Origin of the sequence: Pseudomonas koreensis, from assembly GCF_012986595.1 — a bacterium.
GTDB lineage: Bacteria > Pseudomonadota > Gammaproteobacteria > Pseudomonadales > Pseudomonadaceae > Aquipseudomonas > Aquipseudomonas koreensis.
This window is the reverse complement of record NZ_JAAQYM010000002.1, coordinates 676,725-703,445: the sequence shown is the minus strand read 5'-3', so window position 1 is coordinate 703,445 and position 26,721 is coordinate 676,725. Positions and strand designations below refer to the sequence as shown.

Genomic DNA, 26,721 nt, shown 5'->3' with positions numbered 1-26,721 from the left:
GGGGCATGACGATGCACCAACGCTGTGCAATACTCGCCGGCCTTTTTAGTGGGGAAAAATCCTACGGAGTCCAGGTAATGCCTCTCCGTAAACCGGCTTATTGCCCAGACTTCCCGCTGAATGTTGTGGTTTATAGAGTGAAAAGCCCTGTCACAAGCTTTTTATACTGCACGCCCCGCTGATCTTGCAGGTTGGGACCTGCGAGACGCGTTTGCCCACGAGGCTGGCGCGGTTTCGGGAGGCTGAGGCCTATCGGTCGACGCTTCGATACTCGGTGGTCATATCCAATAACAAGACGAGGTTGTATCCCTATGCCAGTCGGCAATCACCTGCCCCATGGCGAGACCGCTCACGGCGGCCCGCTCAAACGCGAACTCGGTGAACGGCATATCCGCCTGATGGCGCTCGGCGCCTGTATCGGTGTCGGCCTGTTCCTGGGTTCGGCCAAGGCCATTGAAATGGCCGGTCCGGCGATCATGCTGTCCTACATTCTCGGCGGTCTGGCGATCCTGGTCATCATGCGCGCCCTCGGTGAAATGGCCGTGCACAACCCGGTGGCCGGCTCGTTCAGCCGCTACGCCCAGGACTACCTCGGCCCGCTCGCGGGCTTTCTCACCGGCTGGAACTACTGGTTCCTGTGGCTGGTGACCTGCGTCGCGGAAATCACCGCCGTCGCCGTGTACATGGGCATCTGGTTCCCCGATGTACCGCGCTGGATCTGGGCGCTCGCGGCGCTGGTCAGCATGGGCTCGATCAATCTGATCGCGGTAAAAGCCTTTGGTGAGTTCGAATTCTGGTTCGCCTTGATCAAAATCGTCACCATCATCGCCATGGTCATCGGCGGCATCGGCGTGATCGCGTTCGGTTTCGGCAACGACGGCGTGGCGCTGGGGATTTCCAATCTCTGGGCCCACGGCGGCTTCATGCCCAACGGCGTGACCGGTGTGCTGATGTCGCTGCAGATGGTCATGTTCGCCTACCTCGGTGTCGAGATGATCGGCCTGACCGCCGGTGAAGCGAAGAACCCGCAGAAGACCATTCCCGACGCCATCGGCTCGGTGTTCTGGCGCATCCTGCTGTTTTACGTGGGCGCGCTGTTCGTGATTCTGTCGATCTACCCATGGAACGAAATCGGCACCCAGGGCAGTCCGTTCGTGATGACCTTCGAGCGTCTGGGGATCAAGACCGCCGCCGGCATCATCAACTTCGTGGTCATCACCGCGGCGCTGTCGTCGTGCAACGGCGGCATCTTCAGCACCGGGCGCATGCTCTACAGCCTGGCGCAGAACGGCCAGGCCCCGGCGGGCTTCGCCAAGACCTCCAACGGCGTGCCACGCCGGGCCTTGCTGCTGTCGATTTTCGCCTTGCTGATCGGCGTGCTGCTCAACTACCTGGTGCCGGAGAAAGTCTTCGTCTGGGTGACCTCGATCGCCACCTTCGGCGCGATCTGGACCTGGGTGATGATCCTGCTGGCGCAACTGAAATTCCGCAAAGGCCTGAGCGCCAGCGAACGAGCCGGCCTGAAATACAAGATGTGGCTGTACCCGGTCAGTTCGTACTTCGCACTGGCGTTCCTGGTGCTGGTGGTCGGCCTGATGGCGTACTTCCCGGACACCCGCGTGGCGCTGTACGTGGGGCCAGCGTTCCTGGTGCTGCTGACCGTGTTGTTCTACGTGTTCAAGCTGCAGCCGACCGGTGAATCGCAAGGTGCGGTGCGTTCGGTTTCGTAAATTGAACGTGCGCTCATAAAGAAGCCCCGGCCAATTGGTCGGGGCTTTTTCATGGGGGCTGCAGGTGCGTCAAGCGCCGGTCTGCAAGAGCGATACTAACCCCCGCAAGCGGCAGGTTGTTGCAGTGGTAAAGCTGACCGTCCGTCGCAATCCAAGGCGCACCTGTAATTTCTGACAGTAGACCGCCGCAGGTTCATGCCCTAGTTTCAACGTCAGCCGGACGAAGCCATGGCGAGGAACCGTTATGAAGGGATTTCCTGCGCTGACCGTGATTGGAATTGCCGATGCACTTATCCACTGGCAGATTTTTTTTGTCCTGTGCAGTGCTGCCGGGCTGAGTCAGGCCGCGAGCAATCTGGCTGCTTTTTGTGTGGCGGCGGCCTTTTCGATTTACGTGAATATGCTCTACACATTCGACGGCAAGACATCGGTGTTCGGCTATTTGCTGTTTATCTGTGGGATGGGGGGCGCAAGCTTCGCGATTGGCTCGATGGCCGATACGCGCAGCTGGAATGGGTTGCTGACGGTGACGGTGTTTACCGCGCTCAACCTGACGTTGGGGTACTGCTTTTTCCGCTTCGTGCTGTTTCGCCAGCAACGATCCTGAGGCGCCAGCCTGTCGATCAGGCTGGCGCATCGCTCATCATGCCGCCGCCACTTCCTGTGGCTCAAAACTGTCCGCCCGCGCCATCTGCCACATCCGCGAATAGAACTCGCCATTCACTTCCCCGGTGAGCAATTCCCCCGGTTTCAGAAACACATGCAGCTGCGAGAACAGTTTGATTTCGGTCGCCGACATGCGCCGCACCAGGTGCTTGGCCGACAGTTGCGACGGGTGTTCAAGGCCGGCGGCGGCGAGCATTTCTGCCAGCGCCTTGAGCGTGTTGCGGTGGAAGTTGTAAACGCGCTGGGCCTTGTCCGGGACGACGAGGGCGCGTTGGCGCAGGGCGTCCTGAGTGGCGACGCCGGTCGGGCATTTGTTGGTGTGGCAGCTTTGCGACTGGATGCAGCCGATGGCGAACATGAAGCCGCGTGCCGAATTGGCCCAGTCGGCGCCGATGGCCAGCACGCTGGCGATGTCGAAGGCGCTGACGATCTTGCCGCTGGCGCCGAGTTTGATCTTGTCACGCAGGTTCAGGCCGACCAGGGTGTTGTGCACGAACAACAGGCCTTCGCGCATCGGCACGCCGATGTGGTCGGTGAACTCCACCGGTGCGGCGCCGGTGCCGCCTTCCTTGCCGTCGACCACAATGAAGTCCGGCAGGATGCCGGTTTCCAGCATGGCCTTGGCGATGCCCATGAACTCCCACGGATGACCGAGGCAGAACTTGAAACCCACCGGTTTGCCGCCGGACAGTTCACGCAGTTGCTGGATGAAATGCATCATCTCGATCGGCGTGGAAAACGCGCTGTGACGTGACGGCGAGACGCAGTCTTCACCCATCATGATGCCGCGGGTGTCAGCGATTTCCTGGGTCACCTTGTGTTTGGGCAGGATCCCGCCGTGGCCCGGTTTGGCGCCTTGGCTCATCTTGATTTCGATCATCCGCACCTGTGGGTTCTGCGCCTGGGTGGCGAAGCGCTCCGGGTCGAAACGGCCGTCGCTGGTGCGGCAGCCGAAGTAGCCGCTGCCCAGTTCCCAGGTCAGGTCGCCGCCGTGTTCACGGTGGTAGGGGCTGATGCTGCCTTCGCCGGTGTCATGGGCGAAGTTGCCGAGCTTGGCGCCCTGGTTCAACGCGCGGATGGCGTTGGCGCTGAGCGAGCCGAAGCTCATCGCCGAGATGTTGAACACCGAGGCCGAATACGGCTGGGTGCACTGCGGGCCGCCGACGGTGACGCGGAAACTGCTCGGATCGCTCAACGGTGCCGGGCGCATCGAGTGGCCGATGAATTCGAAGCCGGACTGATACACGTCGATCAGCGTGCCGAACGGTTTGTCGGCGGTTTCGTTCTTCGCTCGCGAATAGACCAGCGAGCGCTGGGCGCGGGAGAAGGGCAGGGCGTCGCTGTCGGATTCGAGGAGGTACTGGCGGATCTCCGGGCGGATCGCTTCGACCAGATAGCGGATGTTGCCCAGGATCGGGTAGTTGCGGCGCACCGCGTGCGGGCTCTGCAGCAGGTCGAACACACCGAGCAGGCTCAGCACGGCGGTCACGGCGGTGATCGGCCACAGCCAGTCGTGTTCAAGAAAAGGCAGGCTGGCGAGGGTGAAAATCACGCAGACGGCAAAGAAGGCGTAGCGGCTCAGGAGTGACAGGCTCATACGGTTTCCTTGGTTCGGACTCAATGGTTACCCATGGCGCGCAGACTGGCTTGCTCTTGTGGCGAGGGAGCTTGCTCCCGCTGGGTTGCGCAGCAGCCCCAAACTTGTCTGTCACGGTCTGTCTGAGGCATCGCGTGTCCAGGTTTGCGACTGCTGCGCAGTCGAGCGGGAGCAAGCTCCCTCGCCACAGGGGATTCCAAGCCGCAGGGCTCTCCCGCGTGCCGAGGCGTTTCAGGCGTTCTGCGCCTGGAGAAAAATCGAAAACAGCTCCGACTGGGATTTGATCCCCAGCTTGCTGTACATGTGTTTCTTATGGACTTTCACGGTTTCTACGGAGATTTCCAGCTTACGGGCGATTTCTTTACTGGAGCAACCGCTGAGCATCAAGCGCCCGACATCCAGTTCCCGGGCCGTCAGTTGCGCGCCCTTGAGTTGCTGCACCGACGCCTCCAGTTGCACTCGCCAGTCGGCCGGCGCAGGCGCGGCAGCGAGGGCCACGGTTTCGTTGATCTCGTAGGGCAGGCGCTGGCGCAACAAACCCAGCACCCACGGCTGAATCAAAGACAGCACGGCAATCTGTTCGCCAGTGAAACGTTTTTCACTGCCCAGCGACAGGCACAGCGTGCGCTCGCCTTCGAGCTGGCAATTGAACTGGATTTCGTCGGCGACCACATTCAGACGAAAGTATCGCTGGTAATACTCAGTCAGCTCGAAATGCTCCGGCGCCACCTCCGACAGGCGGTACAGACCGGTGCGCGACTGCTCGCGGCAGGCGATGTAGAACGGGTCGAGCAGGTACAACCCGCGCAGATAATCCTGAAACAGCTGGTCGGGGCTGCCGTCCTCGCCGGGGCATTCGGCGAAGACCTGCGGGTGCTGATCGGCGCTGAACAGCAGCGCCACCCAGCTATCGAACGCCACGTACTGATCGAGCAAACGCACCAGTTGCGCCCAGAAATTCGGCTTGTCGAGCGCGTCGATCAATTGGCCGACGGCGCGGTGCCAGGTGATGTCATCAAACGAAACGGACATGAACTACCCCTATCGGGTTACCCCGGCCGCGTGATTCCCTGGCCGGTTGCTTGCTGCGCATACTGGCCCACAGACAGCCACCGGGCAATCTTTCGGCGCCCGCTGCCCATCACAAGGAATTCTCATGAAAGTCGAACTCGCCCAATTGGCGGGCCGTGACAATGGCACCGCGTACAACCTCGAACGCGCCCTCGCGGCGATTGCGGCTTGCGCGGCCGACACGCAACTGATCGTGTTCCCGGAAACCCACCTGATGGGCTTCCCGACGGCCGAGACCGTGGCGCAGATCGCCGAGCCGGTGGACGGCCCGACCGTCAGCGCGGTGCTGGCCGCCGCCCGCGAGCGCAACATCGCCGTGGTCATTGGCATGGCCGAGCACGACAACGGTCGCTTCTACAACACCACGCTGTTGATCACCCCCGAAGGCATCGCCCTGAAATACCGCAAGACCCACCTCTGGGCTTCGGATCGCGGCGTGTTCGAGGCGGGCGACCGCTATGCCACGTGCCTGTGGAACGGGGTGCGGGTCGGCTTGTTGATCTGCTACGACATCGAATTCCCCGAGTCCGCCCGCGCCCTGGCGCAACTGGGCGCCGAGTTGCTGATCGTGACCAACGGCAACATGGACCCGTACGCCCCGACCCACCGCACCGCAATCACCGCCCGCGCCCAGGAGAATCAGGCGTTCGCGCTGATGGTCAACCGCGTCGAGGCCGGGGATGACGGCTTGATGTTCGCCGGCGGCAGTGCGCTGGTCGATCCGCTGGGGACGTTGCTGTTCGAGGCGGGGCGTGAAGAAGGAACGTTCAGCGTCGAGCTGGACTTCGCTCGACTGGGGATTGCGCGCAAGGATTACCGCTATCTGGATGACCAGCGCTTGAAGCTGCCGGGGGAGGTGCTGGAGCGCAGCGATGGTGTTCGCGAATTGTTGATTCCACATCATTGATCGATGCCCTCACCCTAACCCTCTCCCAGGGGGAGAGGGGACTGACCGAGTTGATTGTTCGAGATACACCGACCTGAAGGACCCAGTCGAACTCAGGATTTGAAACTGCGAATTCGAGTCGAACTCAGGATTTGAAATCCATGGAGATTGTCTCCCTTTCCCCCCTCTACCCCCTGGGGGAGAGGGCTGGGGTGAGGGGGAAGGGATTTCAAATCGAACATAAAACTCAGCAACACCCGAACAACAAAAAGAACCGAAACATTCGCCGAACTCGGCTCTGCCATAAATCCAATAAAATTCGGAGTAAGTCGCTCATGGCTCGTTTGCAACGTACCCTGTCATTAGGGTCGGTGGTGCTGTTCGGCATCGCCTACATGACGCCGATCATTGTCCTCGGCACCTTTGGCATCCTCGCGCAATCCACCGCCGGCATGGTGCCGGCCGCGTATCTGGCGGCACTGGTGGCGATGTTCTTCACCGCCCTGAGCTACGGACGCATGGCCGCCGCGTTCCCGGTGGCCGGTTCCGCCTACAGCTACGTGCGCAAGGCGATCAGCCCCAAGCTCGGCTTCATCGCCGGTTGGGCGGTGCTGCTCGATTACCTGTTTCTGCCGATGGCGATCTGGCTGATCGGCGCCGCGTACCTGGCGTCGGCGTTCCCGTCGATTCCGCAGTGGATCTGGGTGCTGGCGTTCATCGGCATCACCAGCGCGATCAACGTCATCGGCCTGAAACTGGCCAACGGCATCAACGCCTTGCTGATGCTGGTGCAATTTTTGGTGCTGATCGCCTTCGTTGCCCTGTGCGTGCACTACGTCGGCGGCGATGCGAGTACGCCGTTGTGGTCGATCAAACCGTTTTTCAACGGCGACATGCAGATGCCGCTGATCATGAGCGGCGCGGCCATCGCCTGTTATTCGTTTCTCGGTTTCGATGCCGTCAGCACGCTGACCGAAGAAACCCGCGACCCACGCCGCACCATTCCACGCGCAATCATGTTGATCACCCTGATCGGCGGGCTGATCTTCGTCGGGGTGTCGTACTTCGTGCAGATCGCGCACCCGTCGCTGCAGTTCGCCAGCGTCGACTCGGCGGCCTATGAAATCGCGCGCAATATCGGCGGCGACCTGTTCGTCTCGATCTTCCTCATCGGCCTGATCGTCGGCCAGTTCGCTTCGGGGCTGTCCGCCCAGGCCAGCGGTTCGCGCCTGTTGTTTGCGATGGGCCGCGACGGCGTGTTGCCCAAGTCGTTCTTCGGCACCCTGCATGCGCGCTTCGGCACGCCGGTCAACAGCATCCTGCTGTGTGCGGTGGTGGCGTTGCTGGCCCTGAAACTCGACGTGACCACCTCGACCTCGTTCATCAACTTCGGCGCGTTCCTGGCGTTCAGCCTGGTCAACCTGTCGGTGATTTTTCACTACTGGATCGGTGGTGAGAAAAAGGGCCTGCGCGAGCTCGTGCTGTTCCTGGTCTTCCCGTTGATCGGGCTGGTCGCGGACTTGTGGCTGATGGTCAGCCTGGATCACCTGGCGGTGTATCTGGGCCTGAGCTGGCTGGCGATTGGCGTGGTTTATCTGGCGGTGCTCACTGGCGGGTTTCGGCGGCAGCCGCCGGAGATGGATTTTCAGGAAGCGACGTAAGATCGCCAACCGTGGCTTTGCTCGGTAACGGCAAGCATGTGATGCTTGCCGTTTTTGCGCCAAAGGCTTGTCTTGCATGTCGACTTTTTCCGCTCCACCTTCCGGCCTCATCCGTATTGCCGCCGCGCTGTTGCTCAACGCCAAAGGCCAGACCCTGCTGGTGCGCAAGCGCGGCACCACGGCGTTCATGCAACCGGGCGGCAAGATCGAGGCGCATGAGTTGCCGGTACACGCGCTGGCCCGGGAGCTGGAAGAAGAGCTGGGCCTGCAGATCGATCCGGCGCAGGCGGCTTTTCTCGGCCAGTTCTCGGCGCCGGCGGCCAACGAGCCGGGGTGTGTCGTTCAGGCCGAGATCTTTCAGCTGACCATCGACGCCGATGTCACGCCGGCCGCCGAAATCGAGGAAGTGCTCTGGGTCGATCCGGCCATTGATCCTGCTGTGGTTCTGGCGCCATTGACACGTGACCTGATCCTGCCGTTTTATCGCAACTCGCTCACCGCGCTCGTCTGACCGTTCACGCAAAGGACATTGCCATGATCCCGCTTCAAGACTTGCTGATCTTCGCCGCCGCTGCGTTGTTGATGGTACTGACGCCGGGGCCGAACATGATTTACCTGATCTCGCGTTCGATCTGTCAGGGACGCAAGGCCGGGGTGACGTCGTTGCTCGGTGTGGTGAGTGGATTCTTTGTGCACATGTTCGCTGCGGCGGCGGGTTTGACCGCAGTGTTTCTGGCGGTGCCGCTGGCTTATGAAGTGCTCAAGTGGGCCGGTGCGTTGTACCTGCTGTGGCTGGCCTGGCAAGCACTGAAACCCGGCGCGCGCTCGCCGTTCGAAGCGCAGCAATTGCCGCCGGACTCGTCACGCAAACTGATCACCATGGGCTTTCTCACCAGTGCGCTGAACCCGAAGATTGCGGTGTTCTACCTCTCGGTGTTTCCGCAATTCATCACCCCGGAACACGGTTCGGTGTTCACCCAGAGCATCATCCTCGGCCTGACCCAGATCAGCGTCAGTTTCAGCGTCAATCTGCTGATCGCGTTGTTTGCGGCAGGCATTGCCTCATGGTTCGTGCGTAACCCGACGTGGCTGGCCATCCAGCGCTACTTCATGGGCCTGGTGCTCGGTGGCCTGGCGGTGCGGCTGATGCTTGAACAACGCCGGACGGCCTGAGCATGTGGATCGAACGGCTGGATGCCAGCCACGCCCTGGCTTACCGCGAGTTGATGCTTGAGGCCTACGACCGCCATCCGCAGGCGTTCACCTCCAGCGTGCGTGAACGCGCGGTGATGCCGTTGAGCTGGTGGGAAGCGCGCCTGACCAGCAAGCTCGATGTGGTGCTGGGGGCATTCGAGGCGGGCACCTTGGCCGGCATTGTCGGCCTGGCATTCGAACCCCGTGAGAAGGCGCGCCACAAGGCGACGCTGTTCGGCATGTACGTGTCGGCGGATTTTCGTCAGCACGGCCTGGGTCATGAACTGGTGCAAGCCGCACTGGCCGAAGCGCAGCAGCATCCCGCGCTGAAAGTCATCCAGCTCACGGTCACCGCCGGCAACGATGCCGCGTTCAACCTGTATCAGCGTTGCGGCTTCATCCAGTTCGGCCTTGAGCCGCTGGCGGTGCGGGTCGGTGAAGACTACTTCGACAAGATCCACATGTGGCGCCAGCTCTGACTGCACGCTGACCCCACATGGGCAGGTGTGTTTCAGGCTGGAGGATCGAGGTTGTCGAGCACCCGGTTCACCGCCAGTTCCCCGAGCATCACCACCTGCTGAATGCCGAGCAACGTGTTGCGATACGGCGTGTCCAGCAACCCGGCGAAATCGCTGAGCATCACGCTGGCCGAGGCCAGCGACTCACAGGCGTGGACCAGCAGGCTTTCGTTATCGGCGCCGGGGGCGACGTGGAACAGTGTGCTGGGGTTGCGGTTGAGGTCTGGCGGCGTGGGCGGCTTGAGGTAATGGTCGAGGGCGCGGTCGGCGGCTTCGTGGAGTTTTCTGGAATCGATGGATGCATAAGGGGAGACCGGGTCTGAATCCGGCGGGTTGGGCGTGACCTTGAACATGGCGAATCTCCTGACCTGGGTTACCCACCATGAGTTGTCGCTAAACAAATTATGGTGGTGGCTGTACGCAGGTTAGCGAACCGGGGGTACAGGAACCCGGCAGGCCCGAAGGCCTCCCGCGCACAGCCACCATAGCGTCAATTGCAGAACGACCATCCTGCAAAGGAGTCTGGAGTGCTGTAGCGCCTGTATCCATTCGAGTCGCTAAACCCGATCGCTGAATGAGTCAGCGACCGATCCACGATAGAGAGCGGGCCACAGGTGCACAAGCCGGCGGATTCTGGCGTAGCCGTAGGCAACGGCGCAAGGTTGTGTAGCCTGCGAGAGTGTCTGGAGGTGTTGCTTAAACAGCGCTGTTTAAGAGCCAAAGATCGCAGCGTCAGCGAACGGCGCTGACCCCGTCCAGGGTCGAGAACGACGTGTCCTTGGCGGTGAGCAGGAAGTCGCGCATGTACGGCGCATCGAGCATGTCCGCACGAATCGCCGCGTACAGCGTGGCAAACAGACCTTTCTCGCCCAGCCGCTTGGCCTTCACATAGCCGCGCGAGCTGTATTCATGCAGCGCCCAGTGCGGCATGCCGCACACGCCACGGCCGCTGGCGACCAGTTGCATCATCATCACCGACAGTTCCGAGGTGCGCACTTGCGCCGGTTCGATGTCGGCCGGTTCGAGGAAGCGGGTGAAGATGTCCAGCCGATCGCGTTCCACCGGGTAGGTGATCAGGGTTTCGGTCAGCAGGTCTTCGGGGACGATGTACGGTTTGCTCGCCAGCGGGTGCTGGTTGGCGACGGCGAGCATCGCTTCGTAAGTGAACAGCGGCACGTACGTGATGCCCACGATGTCCAGCGGATCGGAGGTCACCACCAGGTCCAGATCGCCCCGGGCCAGCGCCGGCAGCGGGGCGAAAGCGAAGCCCGAGGCCAGGTCGAGTTCAACCTCAGGCCAGGCGTCGCGGAACTGGTCGATGGTCGGCATCAGCCACTGGAAGCAGCTGTGGCACTCGATCGCCATGTGCAGGCGCCCGGCGGTGCCACCGGCCAGTCGGCTGATGTCGCGTTCGGCGGCGCGCAGCAGCGGCAAGGTCGCATCGGCCAGTTGCAGCAGGCGCAAACCGGCGCTGGTGAAGCGCACCGGTTTGGTCTTGCGCACGAACAACGGCATGCCCATGCGCTCCTCCAGCTCCTTGAACTGGTGGGACAGCGCCGACTGGGTCAGGTGCAGGCGGTCGGCGGCGTCCACCAGGCTGTCGGCTTCGCGCAGGGCGTGCAGGGTTTTCAGATGACGGATTTCAAGCACGGCTGGCCCCATGAGGAAAATTTGTGATTAAAGCGAATGTGGTGAGTTTGTCTCATGTTGTGGGCGCTGTCGATCCACAAAAAAACAGCGGAGCACGAGGGTGTGCTCCGCTGTGTCTGGCTTACAGCGCTGAAAACAGGCGTTTGCCCAGCGGTTTGCCGATGTCACCGCGCCAGATCGCTTCAACCTGAGCGCCGCCGGCCGCTTGCGCCTGCTGCCACTGCAGACCGAGGTTGCGTTGCTGCGGCAACTTCAAGTGGGCTTTGACGAAGTCCTCGAACGGCACCTTGTCCGAGGTGTAGTGGAAGTGCGCATACCACAAGGTGCGCGGCGGATTGCTGCTGAGGTCGCGCACTTCGTATTCCTGCAGGAAGTCCTTGCGCCCGTCGGGACGCTTACCCAATGCGCGCAGGCCACCTTCTTTGCGGATGTCGACCACCTGTTGCTGTATCAGGTAGTCCAGATAGCCTTCAGTCGGGGTGTGGCTGCGCATCGATTGCTCGATGCGCAGTGTCCGGCCGGCGCTGCGCAGTTCCTGAGCCTGGGCATTCAATTGCAGCACCAGCGATTCGTCGGGTGACAACCGTTCGATGGAGTCCGCCCGGGTACTGAGTTCCAGCGCCTCACTGCTCAACACGTGTTCCAGGTCCACGGGCAGCATGTCCTGCCGGGCGTAGCCCATGACTTTGTTGCGGTAGGCCGCAACACTGGCGAGGCGTTTGCGCGCTTCCTTGAGCAGTGATTGAACATCGGTCGGCGCGGCGGACGCCGTGACGGTCGGTTCGGTCTGCAGGAGGTATTTGCCGCTCGAACGCGGCAGCCAGGTTTCCCGATAGCCGTCGAGACCTTCGACGGTGAAGCGTCGTTGTCGGGTGACGGCATCGATGGTCTGGGTGCCGATCAGCAATTGATTGTCTTCGGTTTCGAACAGTTGCCTGTTGCCGCTCGCCTTGGGTTTGATCGGCTGGCGACTCTTGATGGCCTGTCGTGCATGGGCTTCGATCTTGCTTAGCCCGTCGAGAAACGGCGTGACCTGTTCCAGGTCCAGATGCTGCGGATAGCCAATGCGCCAGGCATTCAACTGGCGACGGAACCCGGCGTAGGTCTCAAGGCACTCTTCGAGTACGCGATTGCGCTGCGCCGCGCTGGCCTGAACCTCGGGCAGATAATGCTGGGTCAGCAGTGTGCGACCGACCTTGGTTCGGGCCTTCTTCATCTGCACCTGAAAGTAGGTCCAGGATAAATCATCGACGGCATCGTAATGGGTGATGAGCTCCAGAATGTGGGTGGTTTTCAGATAGTCGTAGGTGGCCTCGCCAAGGTGCTGATTAAGCGCGGCCACGTTCTCGGCCATCTTCGCCCTCTGGCTCCGGTTGGTGATGCGGGCATTCCACCGGTTGGCTTCTTCGGTGCACGCGCGCAGGTGATCGAACTCTTTCAGGAACTGCTTGCGCACCGCTTTTCGGCGGGTGACCAGTTCCAGATGCGCTGCGGTCTCGGTAAACGGGATGGCGTCGGATTGTGCGACCAGTTCGTCAATCGTGCTCAGATAGTCCAGCAGCCTGGCCCGGGACACATTGAGACGCTGGATGGTGCGGTCGGTGGCGACCCACGCGCAGCGGCTCTGAAAGTCTTCGATCTGTACGCGTCGCCTGCCGTGGCTCATGGGCAGCAGTTCGGAGAGATTGTGATACACGGCTTCGACGGTATCGATGTCGTTGATGCACGCCGCATCGACCTTGGTTTGCAACGGTTTGCGCTCGGCGACGGTCAGGCCCTGGTACTGCTCCAGCAACTGGTTGGAGTTTCGGGTCTGGGTATCCAGGCGCCGGGTGCTGGCGTCGATGCTGTGGGTCAGGGTCAGTTGGCGGCGCAGTTGTCGATCAACCCACCAGCGCGGCAACAAGGCCCGAATGGCGGCAGGCCACAGTGGGTCGAGGCCGTCGGCCACGTGCCCGAGTACCGCGCCACCGCCGACACCGCCGCCGGCGATCGTTGTGCCGTAGACCGCGTAGTGACTGTTCCAGTGGCCCGCTTCATCCAGTGCGACAGGTTGCTTGTAGGTGCGCGTGCGGGTGCCGCTCAGGCGCCATTGCGGCGGGTTCTGGCTCAGTTCGACGCGGTAGATGCGCCCGTGGCTGAGGATGAAGTCGCCGTCGGCATGGCGATAGACCTGACGATAAATGCCTTCGCTGCCCGGCTGCAGGCCGGCGAGGGAGATTGGCCGTTCATACTCGTAACCCTGAAAGCGCTCCAGTGAGTATCGCGCCCGGCGTTGTGTCGCGGCGACCAGGCTGGCAGGGCGTTTGCCCAGTGTCTTCAACTGGCGCAGGCGGGTCAGCGAACGGACGCTGCCGGCAGCGCTGGTGCCGGGCAGCGTGTCCATGGCGGCATCGATCAGCGACAGCAGCACCGCTTCGACTTCGGCCAGGCCATGTCCGACCTCGCCCCGCAGAAAGGCCGCCACCGCCATGTTCGCGCTGTTCCAGGCGTCGTACAGGGCAATGGCGCTGCCGACAAAGGGCAGCATGCCCAGGGCCATTTTCAGGTAGTTGAAGAGTGCCCCGCATTTCAATGCGACGCCCTCCAGGTACAACGCGTCGTTGGAGCGCGAGGTCTCGCGATGTGCCTTGAGCAATCGTCCCATGTGCACGTTGAGCAGGTGCGCGGCCAGCGACGTGCTGGCCGGCCAGGCCTGACCCGTGCCAATGATCGTGTCGAAGTTTTTCAGCTGCGCCTGATTGATCCGGCTGACATGCCGGTCAAACTCGCCAGTGACGGCCCGTCCGGCCAGATACGCGGGCATGGCGCTTTTCAGGCACAGGTTGTACAGCGCCTTGCGCGCCGCTTCGAGGCTGTCGAACTGGCGCAGAAATACCCCGTCAGGGCTGTCGGGCAGGTACAGCAGCGTCTGCCCGCTGATCTGTTCCTCGATGAAGGTAATGCCCGCCAGTGTGCTGGGCCCTTGCGCGTGCGTGTCGTCGCCGCCTGCGCTCAAGTGCGCCGGCAGCAACACGATGCGCCGGCCGTTGGCTGTGTAGGCCGCGCGACTGTCGGCATCGATGGCGATGTCGAGGATTTGCTGGCCATTAGCGTTGATCTCACCTTGTAACCGCGCGAACTCGCCTTGCAGTTTGAGCATCAGCCGCAAGGGTTCGCTCAGGCACTCACGGCGATATTGATGGTTGAAGGCCGATTCCCCCGGCGGGCCGAGAAACGTCTCACGGATCAGTGTTTCGTATTGGCCGGCCAGATCCTGATCGGTCACGAGTGTGCGCAGCCACGGCTGGTTGATTGCCGCTTTGACGGTGCGACATTCCGTGGCGACTGCACCGCTGACCTCGACCTGCATGAACGACAGGCGCCACCACATCGATTGATCGATGTTGCCTTGCAGCAGATCGGCGAGCGCCAGCTTGCTGCGTTGTGCACTGGCGATCAGCCTGTTGCGCTGCGGCGTCCCGGGCGCCGGGGCGGCGATGAGTTCTTTGCGCCAGGATGTGCTGTCGGGAATATCCAGCAGCACCTCAACGTTGGCGCTCAGGTCGAAGGCCTTTTGCAGATAAGCGAAGATCGCCCGGCGGCTGAAGGTGTCGCGCGGTGGCAGTTCGCGCTCGACTAACCGGTGGGAGTGCTTGATTGCCTTGATGTAGGCGCTGAGCAGGGACTTGAGCGATTGGCGTCGCTCCTGTGGCAGCGCGCTCAACCACGACGGCAGGCGCCTGGCCAATGCCGCGCTGTGGTTCTGTTCGACGAGGTGCGAATACGTCAGGTCCCGGGAGGGGGCAGCCGGTACCGTCAGGCGAGCGAGCGCCTGTTCGCGAAGCGCCTGCAGGGCCGACTGGCGTTGCGCCGCGCGCGCGGGAAGGGAATTGGCGCTGAGGATCTGCCCGGCTTCCTGAACGCAGGCGTAGAGCTGCATTTGCAAGGCGTACTCGAACGGATCGCCGCTCAGCGCCAGCAGCTGCAGCGCCTGGGTTTTATCGTTGGCCTGAACCTTGAACAGCGTCGCCTCCAGCGCCTGCCGCGAGTCGAATCGCTGCAGGCCACCGAAGCGCCCGGGCCAGTACAGCAGCAGGCTCTGTTGGGAGGCTGGCGACAATACCGAGGGGTGGCTGAACAGCAGGACGCCATCCAGTTCCTCGGTTTGCCGGCGATGGGGATCGCCCTCGGTATCGTTCGCTGCCAGGACCAGTCGCGCCACCACGACTGTGTCCGGGCGTGGTTGAGCCGGTGCATCCAGAACGGATTCGAGCCATTGGTGCTCTTCAGGGCTGATCTGGTTCAGGGTCAATTGCAATTGGGCTTCGGCGCGCAAACCGCTCAGCCGTGCCTGATGAAGCGCGGTGTATGGCGGGTGGGTCTTATGGCGCAGTTCAAGCATCTGCAAGTCGCTAGCGGGGTTGAGCAACTGCGTGGCGGCCGTATGGCTGGCCTGTTCGGCAGCCTCGAGCGTATCGAGCTGTTGTTTCAAGCGTTGCAGACGCGGGTCGCTGCGGTCACCTTGAAAGTCGCTGCCGAGCAGGTTTTCCAGTGCGCTCTGTTGCAGGCTCAGGGCCTTGAGGCGTTGGCCCAGTGGAATGTCGGGACTGAGCTGGTAGAACGGCGCGAGAGGGTCTTGCCCGTCGATGGCCGGCTGTTCCGGGGGCGACGAGAGCACGGTTTCGCAACGTTGCCGGTCTGGTGCCAGGCGCTTGAACTGCGTCAGCAGCGCCTCGGCGCCTTTGGTCAATGCCGGGGCTTCGAGCGCACTGTATTCAACGCGGATGGCCGTGGTTTCCAGGCGCTGCTGACCGAGCAATTGTGGCTGCTGTTCAATCAGCCATTCCTGCAACTTCTGCCGCTCGGTAAAGCTGATCCAGGCCAAGGTGGACGACGGCAGGTACAGCCAGTGCGCAGCCGGATCGCTGCTCAGGGTGATGAGCAACGCACCGGACAGCTCGACCGTCAGCTGATTCGCGTCTTTGAGCCGCAGTTGCTGGACCGACACGCTGGCAGTCGTCTGCACGGTCGGCTCGATCAGCGTCTGCAGTGCTTTGAGTTGTTCGCCGTTCAATAGGCCGTCGGCGAGTGCCCATAGGCTCGACACTTCGAAATGCTGGCGATACAGGCTGATGGCGTGGGCCTTGCGGCTCACCCGGGTGCCGCGTGCCCGAGCATTCCACCACGGCTCATCGAGCATGGAGGGCGGATCCTGGGCCATGAGCTCAAGCCACTGATCGTGGCAATCGCGCCAGCGCGCCGTGGCGCTCAACAGCAGGTTCAGGTCCTGATCGGCGGATAGCGAGGAGGCGAGGCCGAAGTCGCTCGGTCGCTGCGAGAGTTGGTCGAACATGAAAGTGGCTCTCCAAGAGCGTGAAGGCCGGGCAAACCGGCGTTCGCGCCATTAGAGGTCAGGGACGGCAGGGGCGGGTGGTACATAGTTATCGCGTTGCTTTTTGTACGGTGCTGACGACCGCTCGGCAAACTTCATCAAACTGTCACGCAACTGTGGCAGCGCGCTTGAACAAACTTCATCAGACTCGCGCTCTACTGGGGTTCTGCGTTTCGGTGTTTTTCATGATCAAGGGATTTTTTTCGCTCGCGGCTGTTTTGGTCGCGTTGTTATTCGGTACGCCTTCGTTCGCGGCCGCGCGTTGTGACGTGAACGTGCCGACCGAGCATGTCGATCTGCAACAAGTGAGCATTGCCTACCAGAGCATCGGCCGTGCATCGGATCCGGCACTGTTGCTGGTCATGGGCCTGGGCGGCCAGTTGATTCACTGGCCGGACGAAGTGGTGGTTGCGCTGTGTCAGCAAGGCTTTCGGGTGATCCGCTATGACAACCGTGATGTTGGCTTGTCGACCTGGCGCCAGGCACCGGCCGAGGCCAACCTGACGTTTGAAGTGCTGCGCTACAAGCTCGGCTTGCCTGTATCGGCCCCGTATTCGCTGACCGACATGGCTGACGATGCGCTGGGCCTGATGGACGCGCTGCACATCGACCAGTTCCACGTACTGGGCGCAAGCATGGGCGGAATGATCGCCCAGCATCTGGCGGCGATGGCACCACAACGGGTGGAGAGCCTGACGCTGATCATGACCAGCTCCGGCGCCGAAGGCTTGCCGGCGCCGAGCGCGGCACTGGTGCAATTGCTGGCGCGCCGTGGTGCGCCGAATCGCGAGGTTGCACTGGAGCAACAGGCTGACTTGCTGGCGGCGCTCGGCAGCCCGGCCGTGACCGATGACCGGCAGGCGTTGCTGCATCAGGCGGCGATTGCTTACGACCGCGCGTTCAATCCAGAAGGCGTGAAGCGCCAGATCATGGCGATTCTGGCCGAGCCGAGCCGGGTGGCCTTGCTCAATCAATTGCGCGTGCCAACGCTGGTGGTGCACGGCACGGCCGATCCGCTGTTGCCGGTGATGCACGGCGTGCACCTGGCGGCGCACATCCGTGGCAGTCAGTTGAAACTGATACCGGGGCTGGCCCATCGTTTTCAGGAAGCGTTCAAGGCGCCGTTGCTGGCGGCGGTGTTGCCGTATTTGCAAGAGCACCGTGAAGACACCTCGCACTGGGCGCAGATCGAGCCGGTGGCGGCGGGGAATCTGTTGTAACCGAGGCGACCTTATCGCGAGCAGGTTCACGCTTACCTTGGCATGCATCCCTTGTAGGAGCTGCTGAAGGCTGCGATCTTTTGCTTTTGAAGATCAAAAGATCGCAGCCTTCGGCAGCTCCTACAGGTGTATCTTTCAGACTTCGCGATGTGCGATCTGTCCGCGAGGTGTGTGATGAGTTCCGCTTTGAAAATCGATTTTGTCAGCGACGTGTCTTGCCCGTGGTGCGTCGTCGGTCTGTACGGCCTGTTGCAGGCGCTGGAGATTCTGCGCGATGAAGTGCAGGCCGAGATTCATTTCCAGCCGTTCGAACTGAACCCGAAAATGGGCCCTGAGGGGCAGAACATCACCGAGCACATCGGCGAGAAATACGGCTCGACCCCGGAGCAGTCGCAGAAGAACCGCGAGGCGATTCGCGCCCGTGGCGCCGACGTCGGGTTTGCCTTTCGCACCGATGGCAACAGCCGCATCTACAACACTTTCGATGCCCACCGCTTGCTGCATTGGGCGGGGCTTGAGGGTTTGCAATTGCCGTTGAAAGAAGCGCTGTTCAAGGCGTATTTCACGGACGGCGGCAACCCTTCCGATCACGCGCAACTGACGCAGATTGCCGAAAGCGTCGGTCTCGACCGCCAGCGCGCGGCGGCGATTCTGGCCTCCGACGAGTTTGCCGAGTCAGTGCGCGAAGAAGAACAAACCTGGCTGCAACGCGGCGTGAGTTCCGTGCCGACCGTGGTGTTCAACGGTCAGTACGCGGTCACGGGCGGGCAGCCGGTGGACACCTTTGTCGGAGCGATCCGGCAGATCATGAGTGAAGCCCGCGGCGGCACGGTCAGCTGAAGCGCTGGCCTCAACGTACGATTTTGTCGACGTGGATCCCGAGCTTCTTCAGGCGATACCAGAAGCTGCGCTCGGAGATCCCGATCAACTGCGCCGCGGCAGCCTGCACGCCGTTGCTCTGCTGCAGGGCGGCGAGAATGTAAGCCTTCTCGACTTCTGCCAGCGCTGCGTCGAGGTCCGCCGGCACACCGTTGATGTCGCTCAGCGGGCCGCTGCTGTCAGACGCTTGCGCAGCGAACAGATACGCCGGCAGATCGTGCTCCTCGATGAGGTTGGCGGACGCGACGATGGTCGCGCGCTCGACGCAGTTCTGCAGTTCGCGAATGTTGCCCGGCCATGAATAGCGGGTCATGGCCTGCAAGGCCTGCGCGCTGAAACCACTGATGCGTTTGCCGGCAGCGGCGCCCAGTGTGTGGGCGAAATGCCGGGCCAGCGGTGCGATGTCTTCGACCCGTTCGCGCAGCGCCGGCAGTGGAATGGGGAACACGTTGAGGCGGTAGTAGAGGTCTTCGCGAAACTCTTTGTTCGCCACCGCTTGCAGCAGGTCTTTATTGGTGGCGGCGATCACCCGCACATCGACTTTGCGCTCCTTGGTATCGCCCACTGGCTCGATCACCCGCTCCTGCAGGGCGCGGAGGATTTTCGCCTGTAGCGCCAGCGGCATCTCGCCGATCTCATCGAGAAACAGCGTGCCTTTGTCGGCCTGCTGAAAGCGCCCGATGCGATCGGCCACGGCGCCGGTGAATGCGCCTTTGCGGTGGCCGAACATCTCGCTTTCCAGCAGCCCTTCGGGAATCGCCGCACAGTTCACCGCGACAAACGGTTTGTCGGCGCGATTGCCATGTTTGTGAATGGCCCGCGCGACCATTTCCTTGCCGGTGCCGCTCTCGCCGCTGAGCAGCACGGTGGCGGTGCTTTCGCGGACCGAGTCCACCGCTTGCAGCACGCAGCGGAAGCTCGGGCTGTCGCCGATCAGGCTGTCGATCTGCTGATGTTCGTCGAGTTCGGCGCGCATGCGCTGGTTGTCTTTGAGGATGTCGCGAAACTGCAGGGCCTTGCTGACGGTGATGTCCAGTTCGTCGATGTCGAACGGCTTGGCAATGTAATCGAACGCGCCATTGCGCATCGATTCCACGGCGTTTTTCACCGTGCTGTAGGCGGTCATGACAATCACCGGCATCTGCGGAAAGCGGGTTTTCACTTCCGCCAACAACTGCGGACCGCCCATGCCGGGCATGCGCCAGTCGCTGATGAGCAGGTCGATGTCTTCGCTCTCCAGCACCTTGAGCGCATGCAGGCCATTGCCGGCGGTGAACACGGTGACGCCGTTCTGACCAAGGGCCGAGGCCAGCAGGTCGCAGAGTTTCGGTTCGTCGTCCACCACCAGAATGTTATGCGTCATCGTCAGTCTCGTCGAAGTCTTCGCCATTGGCCGGAATGTACAGGCTGAACGTGGCGCCGGCATCTTTTTCACTGACGCACTCCACGCGTCCGTTGTGGTTTTCCATGACCGAAAACACTTTCGCCAAGCCTAGGCCGGTGCCCGAAGCCTTGGTGGTGACGAACGGGGTGAAGATACGCTCGAGCATGTCGGCTTCTATCCCCTGGCCGGTGTCCGCGACGCTGATGATGGTGTAGTGCGCATCGCTGGCGATGCTCAGCGTCAGGCGACCGCCATCGGGCATGGCGTCGATAGCGTTGACGATCAGGTTCAGGCCGGCCTGTTTGAGTTGCTTGATATCGGCGTAGATCGTTGCGCCGGGCGCCTGGTCGTCGATGTGCAGGTCAATCTTGTGGCTGGCCAGTTCCGGCTCGCAGAACCCGGCCAGTTCATCCACCAGTGCCCGTGCTGACTGGGTGGCGCGGATCGGCGCACTGGGTTTGGCGAAATCGAGGAACTCGGTGATCAAATCGTTGATCCGGCTGACTTCCTTGACCACGTATTCCAGATGGCGCCGGTCGGTCTCCGGCAGATCGGCACGCCGGTGCAGCAGTTGGGTGGCGGTCTTGATGATGCCCAGCGGATTGCGGATTTCATGGGCCAGGCCCATGGCGACCTCGCCCAGCGCATGCAGGCGGTCACGGCGGCGCAGTTGCGACTCCAGATGCTGCAACTCCTCCAGACGCTGGCTCATGTGGTTGAAGGTGCTGCTCAGTTCGGCCAGTTCGTCGCCGCCGTACACGCTCAGGCGCTGATGATAATCGCCGGCGATCACCGCTTGTACGCCCCGGGCCAGACCGCGCAAGGGCTTGGTCAGGCGTTGCGAGACCAGCCAGCCGACCGCCAGCGAGGCTGCCGAGCTGAGCAGGAAAATCAGGATGAACAGGTTGCTCTGATTGACCAGACCGACGAGGCTGGTGTGGCGCAGCAGACCACTGAAAATCACCCCTTGCAGCTGGCTGTTCTCGTTGAAGATCGGCCGGTAGATGCCGCTGTAGTTATTGGTGAACTGTTCGTACGGGCCTTTGGTCTTGCGCAGGATCTGCTCGATGTCTTCCGGCACTTGCAGGGGATGATCCTGGAAACGCTGGGTGGAGAAAATCTCCGAGAAATCATCGCCCTTGGCCAGGTACAGGCGCAGGTCCAGCGAATGCACATCGGCAACGCTGGTCAGGAAGCTGTTGTCCAGATAAGTGCCGACGATCATTTTGTAGTCGACGCCGTCCTGAGCGGTTTCGAACGTCGAGATCACCGTGCCGGTGGCCACGCCGCCCACTTGCAGGGTTTGCAGCACCGCCTTCGGTGCGGTGCTGATCTGGCTGACGATATCGTCGGCGGCGGTGCTGAACACCACTTTTTGATCGCTGTTGCGGATCAGCGCCACGACGTCGATGCCCATCGAGTCGGCGATGTCGGCGGTCAGTTTGTCTTGTCGGGCGGAATGGCGGTCGACAGGCGGGCGGGTGTGGCGCATGAACAACTGCGCGGCCCGGGCGTTGTCACGGAGGATTTCACTGATCTCGTCCTCGACGATCTTCGACGATTCCTGCAGCCAGATGCGCACGTTGCTGTCGAAGATCTGCGACAGCGTGGTGGCCGCCAGTTCGGCCGCGATCATGGTCGGAATCACGCTCACCAGCCAGAACGCCAGCACCAGTTTGCGTTGCAGGCTCCAGCCGGAAAGGGCGAAAGGTCGGGGCGTGGTGCGGCGGTCATTGATCATCGGATTTCGCTTATTGCAGCGGCCATGGCCGGATCGGAGCGATCCGGGCGAACGAATATTTTCACCAGACGCAACAGTTGATCGAACAGCGGGTTGCGATGGCGGAAGAACACGGTGTTGCCAACAAACGAGCAACCCAGGCGCAGCTTACTGGCATAGCCGGCCTGCCCGCACGCGTAGATCGCCAGGTTGTGTTCAATACAGTAGTCGACATTGAACAGCCAGCTGCGGGTGTAAAGGTTGTATTCGCGGGTACGGGCAAGATCGTGGGCAAAAAACTTGTCGACCATCCGCCGCCCGTCGAGCAGCACCAGGTTGAATGCCACCAGTTCATCGTCGAGCCAATAGAGCACGCACGCCGCGCGTTCGTCGAGGTGCGCGAGCACTTCGCGAAAGTACGCGGCGGGCAGGCATTCGAAGGCCAGGTCACTGCGGGCGAGGGTGGCTTCGTAGAGCTCCATCATGCGCGGCAGCACGTCGTGCACCGAACGTCGCCACTCCGTGCGCGGGCCGTGGTTGCGCAAGGTCCGGCGCAGGTCTTTGCGCGTGGATTTGCCGAGGCTGCCGAGGTACGCATCCACCGAGGCGAAGGTGATGGGGAGCTCGGCGCCGGGCAGGCCGGGCATGCTTTGCAAACCGGCCTGGGCGCAGACCTGCAGCCATTGTCGGTCGCGATGCGAGGCGTCCTTGACCGCGAACAGGCCGATCCCGAGCTGATCGGCATCCTCTGTTGCCAGCGCCAGCAATTGCGCGAGCAACGCCGGGCGCCGCGCCTGATCAACCTGCGACGCGGTACCGACATGGCATTGCTCGGCCACCGGCGAGCCGAGGGCGTACAGACGGATGTCGAACAGCCCGGGCAGGCACCGGCGCAGCCATTGGCTGACGCGTTTGCCCGTGCCCTGCAGCGTGGTGTCCAGCGAGTAGGCGGTGGTGAACGCCACGGCGGCTGCGATCACTCGGCCGTCTTCATGCAGCGTCAGGTAACGCCAGTGAAAACCGTCAATCCCTGCACGTTCTACCGCGCGGTAGTAATCCCAGTCTTCCAGCTCATCGGCAAAGCAGTCATTCCAGGCGCAGCGGTCGATCGCTTCGATCGTTGAAAAGGCTTGAGCGGTGATCACGTCGGTTCCTTGTGTCGGCGAGTCGGCTGCAACTGCTCAAGCCAGTTGCCGGGTTTCCAGTGACGGCGTATCGGCCATGACGACCGGTTGCGTGACGCCGCGCTCGATGAAATCGGCGCTCAACTCCACGACCCGGCGGTACTGCAAATCCACGGTGATCATGTGATAGCAGTCGTCGAGCAGCACCTTGGTCACCGGCCCGCCGAGTGTGCGTTCGACGTAATCGGCGTTCCAGCGGCTGGTGATGTCGTCCTCGATGGAGTGCAGCACCAGCGCCGGCGTGGTGATCGACGGCATGCGTTTTTTCACCACGGCATTGAGCCGGTGCAGTTCCCGTACCGTGACGCCTTCCATGGTCAGCAGACCGGCCTGACTGCTCTGGCCTTCTTTCATCTGGCGTTCGACGATGGCGCGCAGGCGCTCGTTCTTGATCCCGTAGGGCGGCTTTTCTTCGAAACTGCACAGATGCACACCGAACGGGATTTTCATCAGCAACGGGGTGAGGAACGCCAGTTTGTTGATGCTCCAGCCGTCATAGCGCAGGGTGGTCGAGTACAGCAGCAAGCCTTCGATCTGCCCGGGGTGTTCGGCGGCCAGGTACATCGACAACACCGCGCCCATGGACAAGCCTCCGACATACACCTTGCGGTGTTTGCGGCGTACGCCGACGAAGGTGTTGCGCGCGCTTTCGTACCAGTCGCGCCAGCCGGTGGCCTGCAGGTCGGCATTGCCGCCGCAGTGCCCGGCCAGCGTCGGCACATAGACCGTGTGCCCGGCTTTCGCCAGGCCCACGGCCACCCGACGCAACTCCGTCGGGGTGCCGGTGAGGCCGTGGATCAACAACACCGCGACCTCCCCGTTGCCGAGAACGAAACCGGCGTTGCCTTCGCCCATGTCGATCTCTGCGTCGATCATCGTTTCATCGCCCGATGCAGCAGGCGGTCGAGCAGGGCCAGGCCCAGATCGATTTCCGGATAGCTGATTTCCAGCGACGGCGCGAGGGTGATGACGTTCTTGTAGTAACCGCCCACATCGAGAATCAGGCCCAGGCGACGGCCGTCGATTTCGATGTCGCCCTTCATGCCTTCTTCGACCATGAAGTCGAGGGTGGCCTTGTCCGGGGTGAAGCCGTCTGCGGTGCAGATCTCGCAGCGCAGCGCCAGACCGAGGCCGTCGACATCACCAATGATCGGGTAGCGTTTTTGCAGATCCTGCAGGCCTTCGAGGAAGTATTTGCCCTTGGCCATGACCATCGCGCCGTAGTCGACTTCGCTGGTCATCTTGAACATTTCCAGACCCACCGCCGTGCCCAGCGGGTTGGAGGCGAAGGTCGAGTGGGTCGAGCCTGGCGGGAAGACTTTTGGGTTGATCAGTTCTTCACGGGCCCAGATGCCGCCCAGCGGGTTGAGGCCGTTGGTCAGCGCCTTGCCGAAGACGATCACGTCGGGTTTGACGTCGAAGTGTTCGATCGACCACAGCTTGCCGGTGCGGTAGAAGCCCATCTGGATTTCGTCAACGACCATCAGGATGCCGTGCTGATCCAGGACGTGCTTGAGTTCGCTGTAGAAGTTCATCGGCGGGATCACGTAGCCGCCGGTGCCCTGGATCGGTTCGACGTAGAACGCGGCGTATTCGCTCTGGCCGACTTTCGGGTCCCAGACACCGTTGTATTCGGTCTCGAACAACCGCGCGAATTGCTGCACGCAGTGGCTGCCGTACTCTTCCTTGGTCATGCCTTTCGGGCCACGGAAGTGATACGGGAACGGGATGAACTGCGCACGTTCACCGAAGTGACCGTAGCGGCGGCGATAGCGATAGCTGGAGGTGATCGACGAAGCACCGAGGGTGCGCCCGTGGTAGCCGCCCTCGAAGGCGAACATCAGGCTCTTGCCGTTGGTGGCGTTGCGCACGACTTTCAATGAGTCTTCGATCGACTGCGAGCCGCCGACGTTGAAGTGCACCCGGCCGTCGAGGCCGAATTTTTTCTTGGCGTCGACCGCGATCATTTCCGACAGCTCGATCTTGCCCTTGTGCAGGTATTGGCTGGCGATCTGCGGCAGGGTGTCGATCTGCTGTTTCAGCGCGTTGTTCAGGCGCGGGTTGGCGTAACCGAAGTTGACCGCCGAGTACCACATCTGCAAATCGAGGTAGGCCTGGTCTTCGGTGTCCCAGACGTAGGAGCCTTCGCAGCGGCTGAAGATGCGCGGCGGTTCGATGTAGTGAACGGTGTCACCGTAGGAGCAGTACTTGGCTTCTTTTTCCAGAAGGACCTGGTCTTCGGCGGTCGCGATGCGGATATCAGACATGGTGCAGGGTTTCCTGTGCTTCAGAAGTGGATTCGGTGCTGAAAGTGACGGCGTTGGCGGCCGCGGCCAGCGGCAGGCGGGCCAGCAGGTGTGGCAGTTCGGCGAAGCTGTCGAAGCGCGCGTAGGCGATGCCGTTGCGCTCGCAATGCTCGGCCAGGCGATCCTTGGCGAAGACGAAATCGGCGGTGGACGCCACGCACATGTCGGACTGGCCGTCACCGATCACCAGCACGCGTTTGCTGCCGGGGGTGGATTTGCATTTGCAGTTGCCGGCGGCGGCGCGGCAGGCGTCGCTGGCGTAAGGGAAATCGATGCGCCACTTGTCGTGATCGATCTGGCGCAGGCGGTTGGCGAGGATCGGCAGCAGCGTCACGTAGTTGCGCGCAAGGATCCGCGCGATGCCTTGCTCGATGCCATCGCTGACCACTTCCAGCGAAGCGCCGAGGCCGATCACGTGGTCGACGAAATCGGGGAAGTCGGGATCGATCTCGATGCTGTCGAAGAACTCGAGCAGTTGCGCAGGCGTGGCCTGGATCAGCGCCAGCTGACGGCTGAGGCATTCACGGGAACCGATCTTGCCCTCCAGCCATTCGTTTTCGATGGCTTCCCAGCTCGGGTCGGCGAAGCGTTCAAGGATGCTGTCGATCACGTCGGTACGGGTGATCGTCCCGTCGAAATCACACACGATATGCCAGTCAATCATCTGCGGTACCTGTTGGGTCGAGGCCGTTGTCAGGGTGCGCGGTCTGCGCCTGGCAAGGGTGGGAGCAGGGACTGTGCCAAATGGCCCAGGCCCCGTAATGGCGGGGGCGATACGGGATTTTTGCGAAGTGCAGCTACAATTTTTGTAGCTTGCTACAAACAACATGAGTGCTTGCGCCCAGGGCGGTATCCGGGGATTGATGCGCGCAAGTTCAGAAAAGGAATCACTCATGCAGAGGAAAACACTGGCGTTATTGAGCGCCCTGGCCTGCTTTTCCGGGGCCGCGGTGGCGGATGGCATCACGGGCGAGGCGGGCCTGGGCCTGGGGTATCAACCGCATGATCCGACCGGCAGCCGTTATGAAACCCGACCGATCCCGTATCTGGATCTGGACTGGGGCGATGTCAGCCTCGGCACCGATGACGGCCTGACCTGGAGCGCTTTGAAAAGCAACGGTTTCAGCGCCGGGCCGTATCTCAATTACCTCGCGGGGCGTACCGCCAACGGCGAATTGCGCGGCCTGCGGGATGTGCCGGACATGGCCGAAGCCGGCGGTTTCGTGCAGTACGCACCGGCCGATTTCTGGCGCGTGTTCGCCTTCGTTGGCCAGGCCGTCGGCGGTGGCAGCGGGCAGGGCGGTGTGTTTGGCAAAGTGGGGGGTGAAATCGGCTATCCACTAGGCGGCGGGGTGATCGGCAGCAGCAACCTGACCGCGCATTTCGCCGATGCGCAGGGCACGCAGACCTTCTTCGGTGTCAGCGACAGCGAGGCGCAGGCCTCGGGTATCCGCGCCTACAACGCCGGTGGCGGTTTGCAGAACGTGGCGCTGACCCAGAGCTTCGAGTTCCCCCTGGCGCCGCACTGGTCTCTGGTCACCAGCGCGAGCTGGATTCACCTGACGCGCTCGGCGGCGGACAGCAGCATCGTCAAGGCGGTGGGCGATACCAATCAGGGCGAAGTGCAGGCGGCCATCGCCTACAAGTTCGACTGATTTCAGCCACGGGCGAATTGGTCTGC

21 protein-coding genes are annotated in these 26,721 nt (G+C 62.1%); 10 read left to right on the top strand and 11 right to left on the bottom strand.

Annotation, left to right across the window (positions count from 1 at the left end):
* The first annotated feature begins 311 nt into the window (after nucleotides 1-311).
* Both HBN98_RS08395 and HBN98_RS08390 read left to right on the top strand, forming a co-directional pair.
* Complete coding sequence (locus HBN98_RS08395) at nucleotides 312-1,730, top strand: amino acid permease (protein WP_083368017.1); 1,419 nt, start codon at nucleotides 312-314, stop codon at nucleotides 1,728-1,730.
* A gap of 244 nt (nucleotides 1,731-1,974) precedes the next feature.
* Nucleotides 1,975-2,337, top strand: coding sequence for a GtrA domain-containing protein (locus tag HBN98_RS08390; protein WP_083368018.1), 363 nt, complete (start codon nucleotides 1,975-1,977; stop codon nucleotides 2,335-2,337).
* Between the two features lie 36 nt (nucleotides 2,338-2,373).
* Here HBN98_RS08390 and HBN98_RS08385 read toward each other — a convergent pair whose 3' ends face one another.
* Nucleotides 2,374-3,993: an FMN-binding glutamate synthase family protein gene (locus HBN98_RS08385; RefSeq protein WP_064589032.1), complete on the bottom strand. Its 1,620-nt coding sequence runs from the start codon at nucleotides 3,991-3,993 to the stop codon at nucleotides 2,374-2,376.
* Nucleotides 3,994-4,224: 231 nt separating this feature from the next.
* The gene (locus HBN98_RS08380; protein WP_064589031.1) at nucleotides 4,225-5,025 is read right to left on the bottom strand and encodes a helix-turn-helix transcriptional regulator; all 801 of its coding nucleotides are present in this window, start codon (nucleotides 5,023-5,025) and stop codon (nucleotides 4,225-4,227) included.
* Nucleotides 5,026-5,149: 124 nt separating this feature from the next.
* Here HBN98_RS08380 and HBN98_RS08375 point away from each other — a divergent pair, with 124 nt between their 5' ends.
* The 5 genes from HBN98_RS08375 (at nucleotide 5,150) to HBN98_RS08355 (ending at nucleotide 9,284) form a co-directional block, all read left to right on the top strand.
* A complete protein-coding gene (locus tag HBN98_RS08375; RefSeq protein WP_083368019.1) occupies nucleotides 5,150-5,971 on the top strand; it encodes a carbon-nitrogen hydrolase family protein in 822 nt (273 codons plus the stop codon).
* A gap of 314 nt (nucleotides 5,972-6,285) precedes the next feature.
* Nucleotides 6,286-7,611, top strand: coding sequence for an APC family permease (locus HBN98_RS08370; protein ID WP_083368020.1), 1,326 nt, complete (start codon nucleotides 6,286-6,288; stop codon nucleotides 7,609-7,611).
* A 76-nt stretch (nucleotides 7,612-7,687) separates the two neighbouring features.
* Nucleotides 7,688-8,122 carry an NUDIX hydrolase gene (locus tag HBN98_RS08365; RefSeq protein ID WP_083368021.1) on the top strand — a complete coding sequence of 145 codons (435 nt, stop codon included), beginning with the start codon at nucleotides 7,688-7,690 and terminating at the stop codon, nucleotides 8,120-8,122.
* A gap of 23 nt (nucleotides 8,123-8,145) precedes the next feature.
* Nucleotides 8,146-8,784 carry a LysE family translocator gene (locus HBN98_RS08360; RefSeq protein WP_064589027.1) on the top strand — a complete coding sequence of 213 codons (639 nt, stop codon included), beginning with the start codon at nucleotides 8,146-8,148 and terminating at the stop codon, nucleotides 8,782-8,784.
* 2 nt (nucleotides 8,785-8,786) lie between these two features.
* Nucleotides 8,787-9,284, top strand: coding sequence for a GNAT family N-acetyltransferase (locus HBN98_RS08355; RefSeq protein ID WP_083368022.1), 498 nt, complete (start codon nucleotides 8,787-8,789; stop codon nucleotides 9,282-9,284).
* Nucleotides 9,285-9,316: 32 nt separating this feature from the next.
* Here the strand turns inward: HBN98_RS08355 and HBN98_RS08350 are convergent, their stop codons facing one another.
* The 3 genes from HBN98_RS08350 to HBN98_RS08340 form a co-directional block, all read right to left on the bottom strand.
* A complete protein-coding gene (locus HBN98_RS08350) occupies nucleotides 9,317-9,676 on the bottom strand; it encodes a DUF6124 family protein (RefSeq protein ID WP_083368023.1) in 360 nt (119 codons plus the stop codon).
* 379 nt (nucleotides 9,677-10,055) lie between these two features.
* A complete protein-coding gene (gene metR, locus HBN98_RS08345) occupies nucleotides 10,056-10,973 on the bottom strand; it encodes a transcriptional regulator MetR (RefSeq protein ID WP_064590075.1) in 918 nt (305 codons plus the stop codon).
* A 121-nt stretch (nucleotides 10,974-11,094) separates the two neighbouring features.
* Complete coding sequence (locus HBN98_RS08340) at nucleotides 11,095-16,308, bottom strand: dermonecrotic toxin domain-containing protein (RefSeq protein ID WP_083368024.1); 5,214 nt, start codon at nucleotides 16,306-16,308, stop codon at nucleotides 11,095-11,097.
* Between the two features lie 224 nt (nucleotides 16,309-16,532).
* Here HBN98_RS08340 and HBN98_RS08335 point away from each other — a divergent pair, with 224 nt between their 5' ends.
* On the top strand, nucleotides 16,533-17,567 hold the full coding sequence (locus HBN98_RS08335; protein WP_083368025.1) for an alpha/beta fold hydrolase: 1,035 nt from the start codon (nucleotides 16,533-16,535) through the stop codon (nucleotides 17,565-17,567).
* A 174-nt stretch (nucleotides 17,568-17,741) separates the two neighbouring features.
* Nucleotides 17,742-18,407, top strand: a complete 666-nt coding sequence (locus tag HBN98_RS08330; RefSeq protein ID WP_083368026.1) for a DsbA family oxidoreductase — start codon at nucleotides 17,742-17,744, stop codon at nucleotides 18,405-18,407.
* Between the two features lie 10 nt (nucleotides 18,408-18,417).
* Here the strand turns inward: HBN98_RS08330 and HBN98_RS08325 are convergent, their stop codons facing one another.
* The 6 genes from HBN98_RS08325 to HBN98_RS08300 are packed head-to-tail and all read right to left on the bottom strand — an operon-like array spanning nucleotide 18,418 to nucleotide 25,704.
* Nucleotides 18,418-19,809 carry a sigma-54-dependent transcriptional regulator gene (locus HBN98_RS08325; RefSeq protein WP_083368027.1) on the bottom strand — a complete coding sequence of 464 codons (1,392 nt, stop codon included), beginning with the start codon at nucleotides 19,807-19,809 and terminating at the stop codon, nucleotides 18,418-18,420.
* Nucleotides 19,799-21,571, bottom strand: coding sequence for a sensor histidine kinase (locus tag HBN98_RS08320; RefSeq protein WP_083368028.1), 1,773 nt, complete (start codon nucleotides 21,569-21,571; stop codon nucleotides 19,799-19,801). The genes HBN98_RS08325 and HBN98_RS08320 overlap by 11 nt, the downstream gene beginning before the upstream one ends.
* The gene (locus tag HBN98_RS08315; RefSeq protein WP_083368029.1) at nucleotides 21,568-22,695 is read right to left on the bottom strand and encodes a GNAT family N-acetyltransferase; all 1,128 of its coding nucleotides are present in this window, start codon (nucleotides 22,693-22,695) and stop codon (nucleotides 21,568-21,570) included. The genes HBN98_RS08320 and HBN98_RS08315 overlap by 4 nt, the downstream gene beginning before the upstream one ends.
* Nucleotides 22,696-22,731: 36 nt before the next feature.
* Nucleotides 22,732-23,610, bottom strand: coding sequence for an alpha/beta hydrolase (locus HBN98_RS08310; protein WP_083368030.1), 879 nt, complete (start codon nucleotides 23,608-23,610; stop codon nucleotides 22,732-22,734).
* The gene (locus tag HBN98_RS08305; protein ID WP_064589017.1) at nucleotides 23,607-25,001 is read right to left on the bottom strand and encodes an aspartate aminotransferase family protein; all 1,395 of its coding nucleotides are present in this window, start codon (nucleotides 24,999-25,001) and stop codon (nucleotides 23,607-23,609) included. The genes HBN98_RS08310 and HBN98_RS08305 overlap by 4 nt, the downstream gene beginning before the upstream one ends.
* Nucleotides 24,994-25,704 carry an HAD-IB family phosphatase gene (locus HBN98_RS08300; RefSeq protein WP_064589016.1) on the bottom strand — a complete coding sequence of 237 codons (711 nt, stop codon included), beginning with the start codon at nucleotides 25,702-25,704 and terminating at the stop codon, nucleotides 24,994-24,996. Before HBN98_RS08300 ends, HBN98_RS08305 begins: the two co-directional genes overlap by 8 nt.
* A gap of 229 nt (nucleotides 25,705-25,933) precedes the next feature.
* On the opposite strand from HBN98_RS08300, the gene HBN98_RS08295 reads away from it, so the two are divergent.
* Nucleotides 25,934-26,695: a MipA/OmpV family protein gene (locus HBN98_RS08295; RefSeq protein WP_083368031.1), complete on the top strand. Its 762-nt coding sequence runs from the start codon at nucleotides 25,934-25,936 to the stop codon at nucleotides 26,693-26,695.
* Nucleotides 26,696-26,721: the final 26 nt, after the last annotated feature.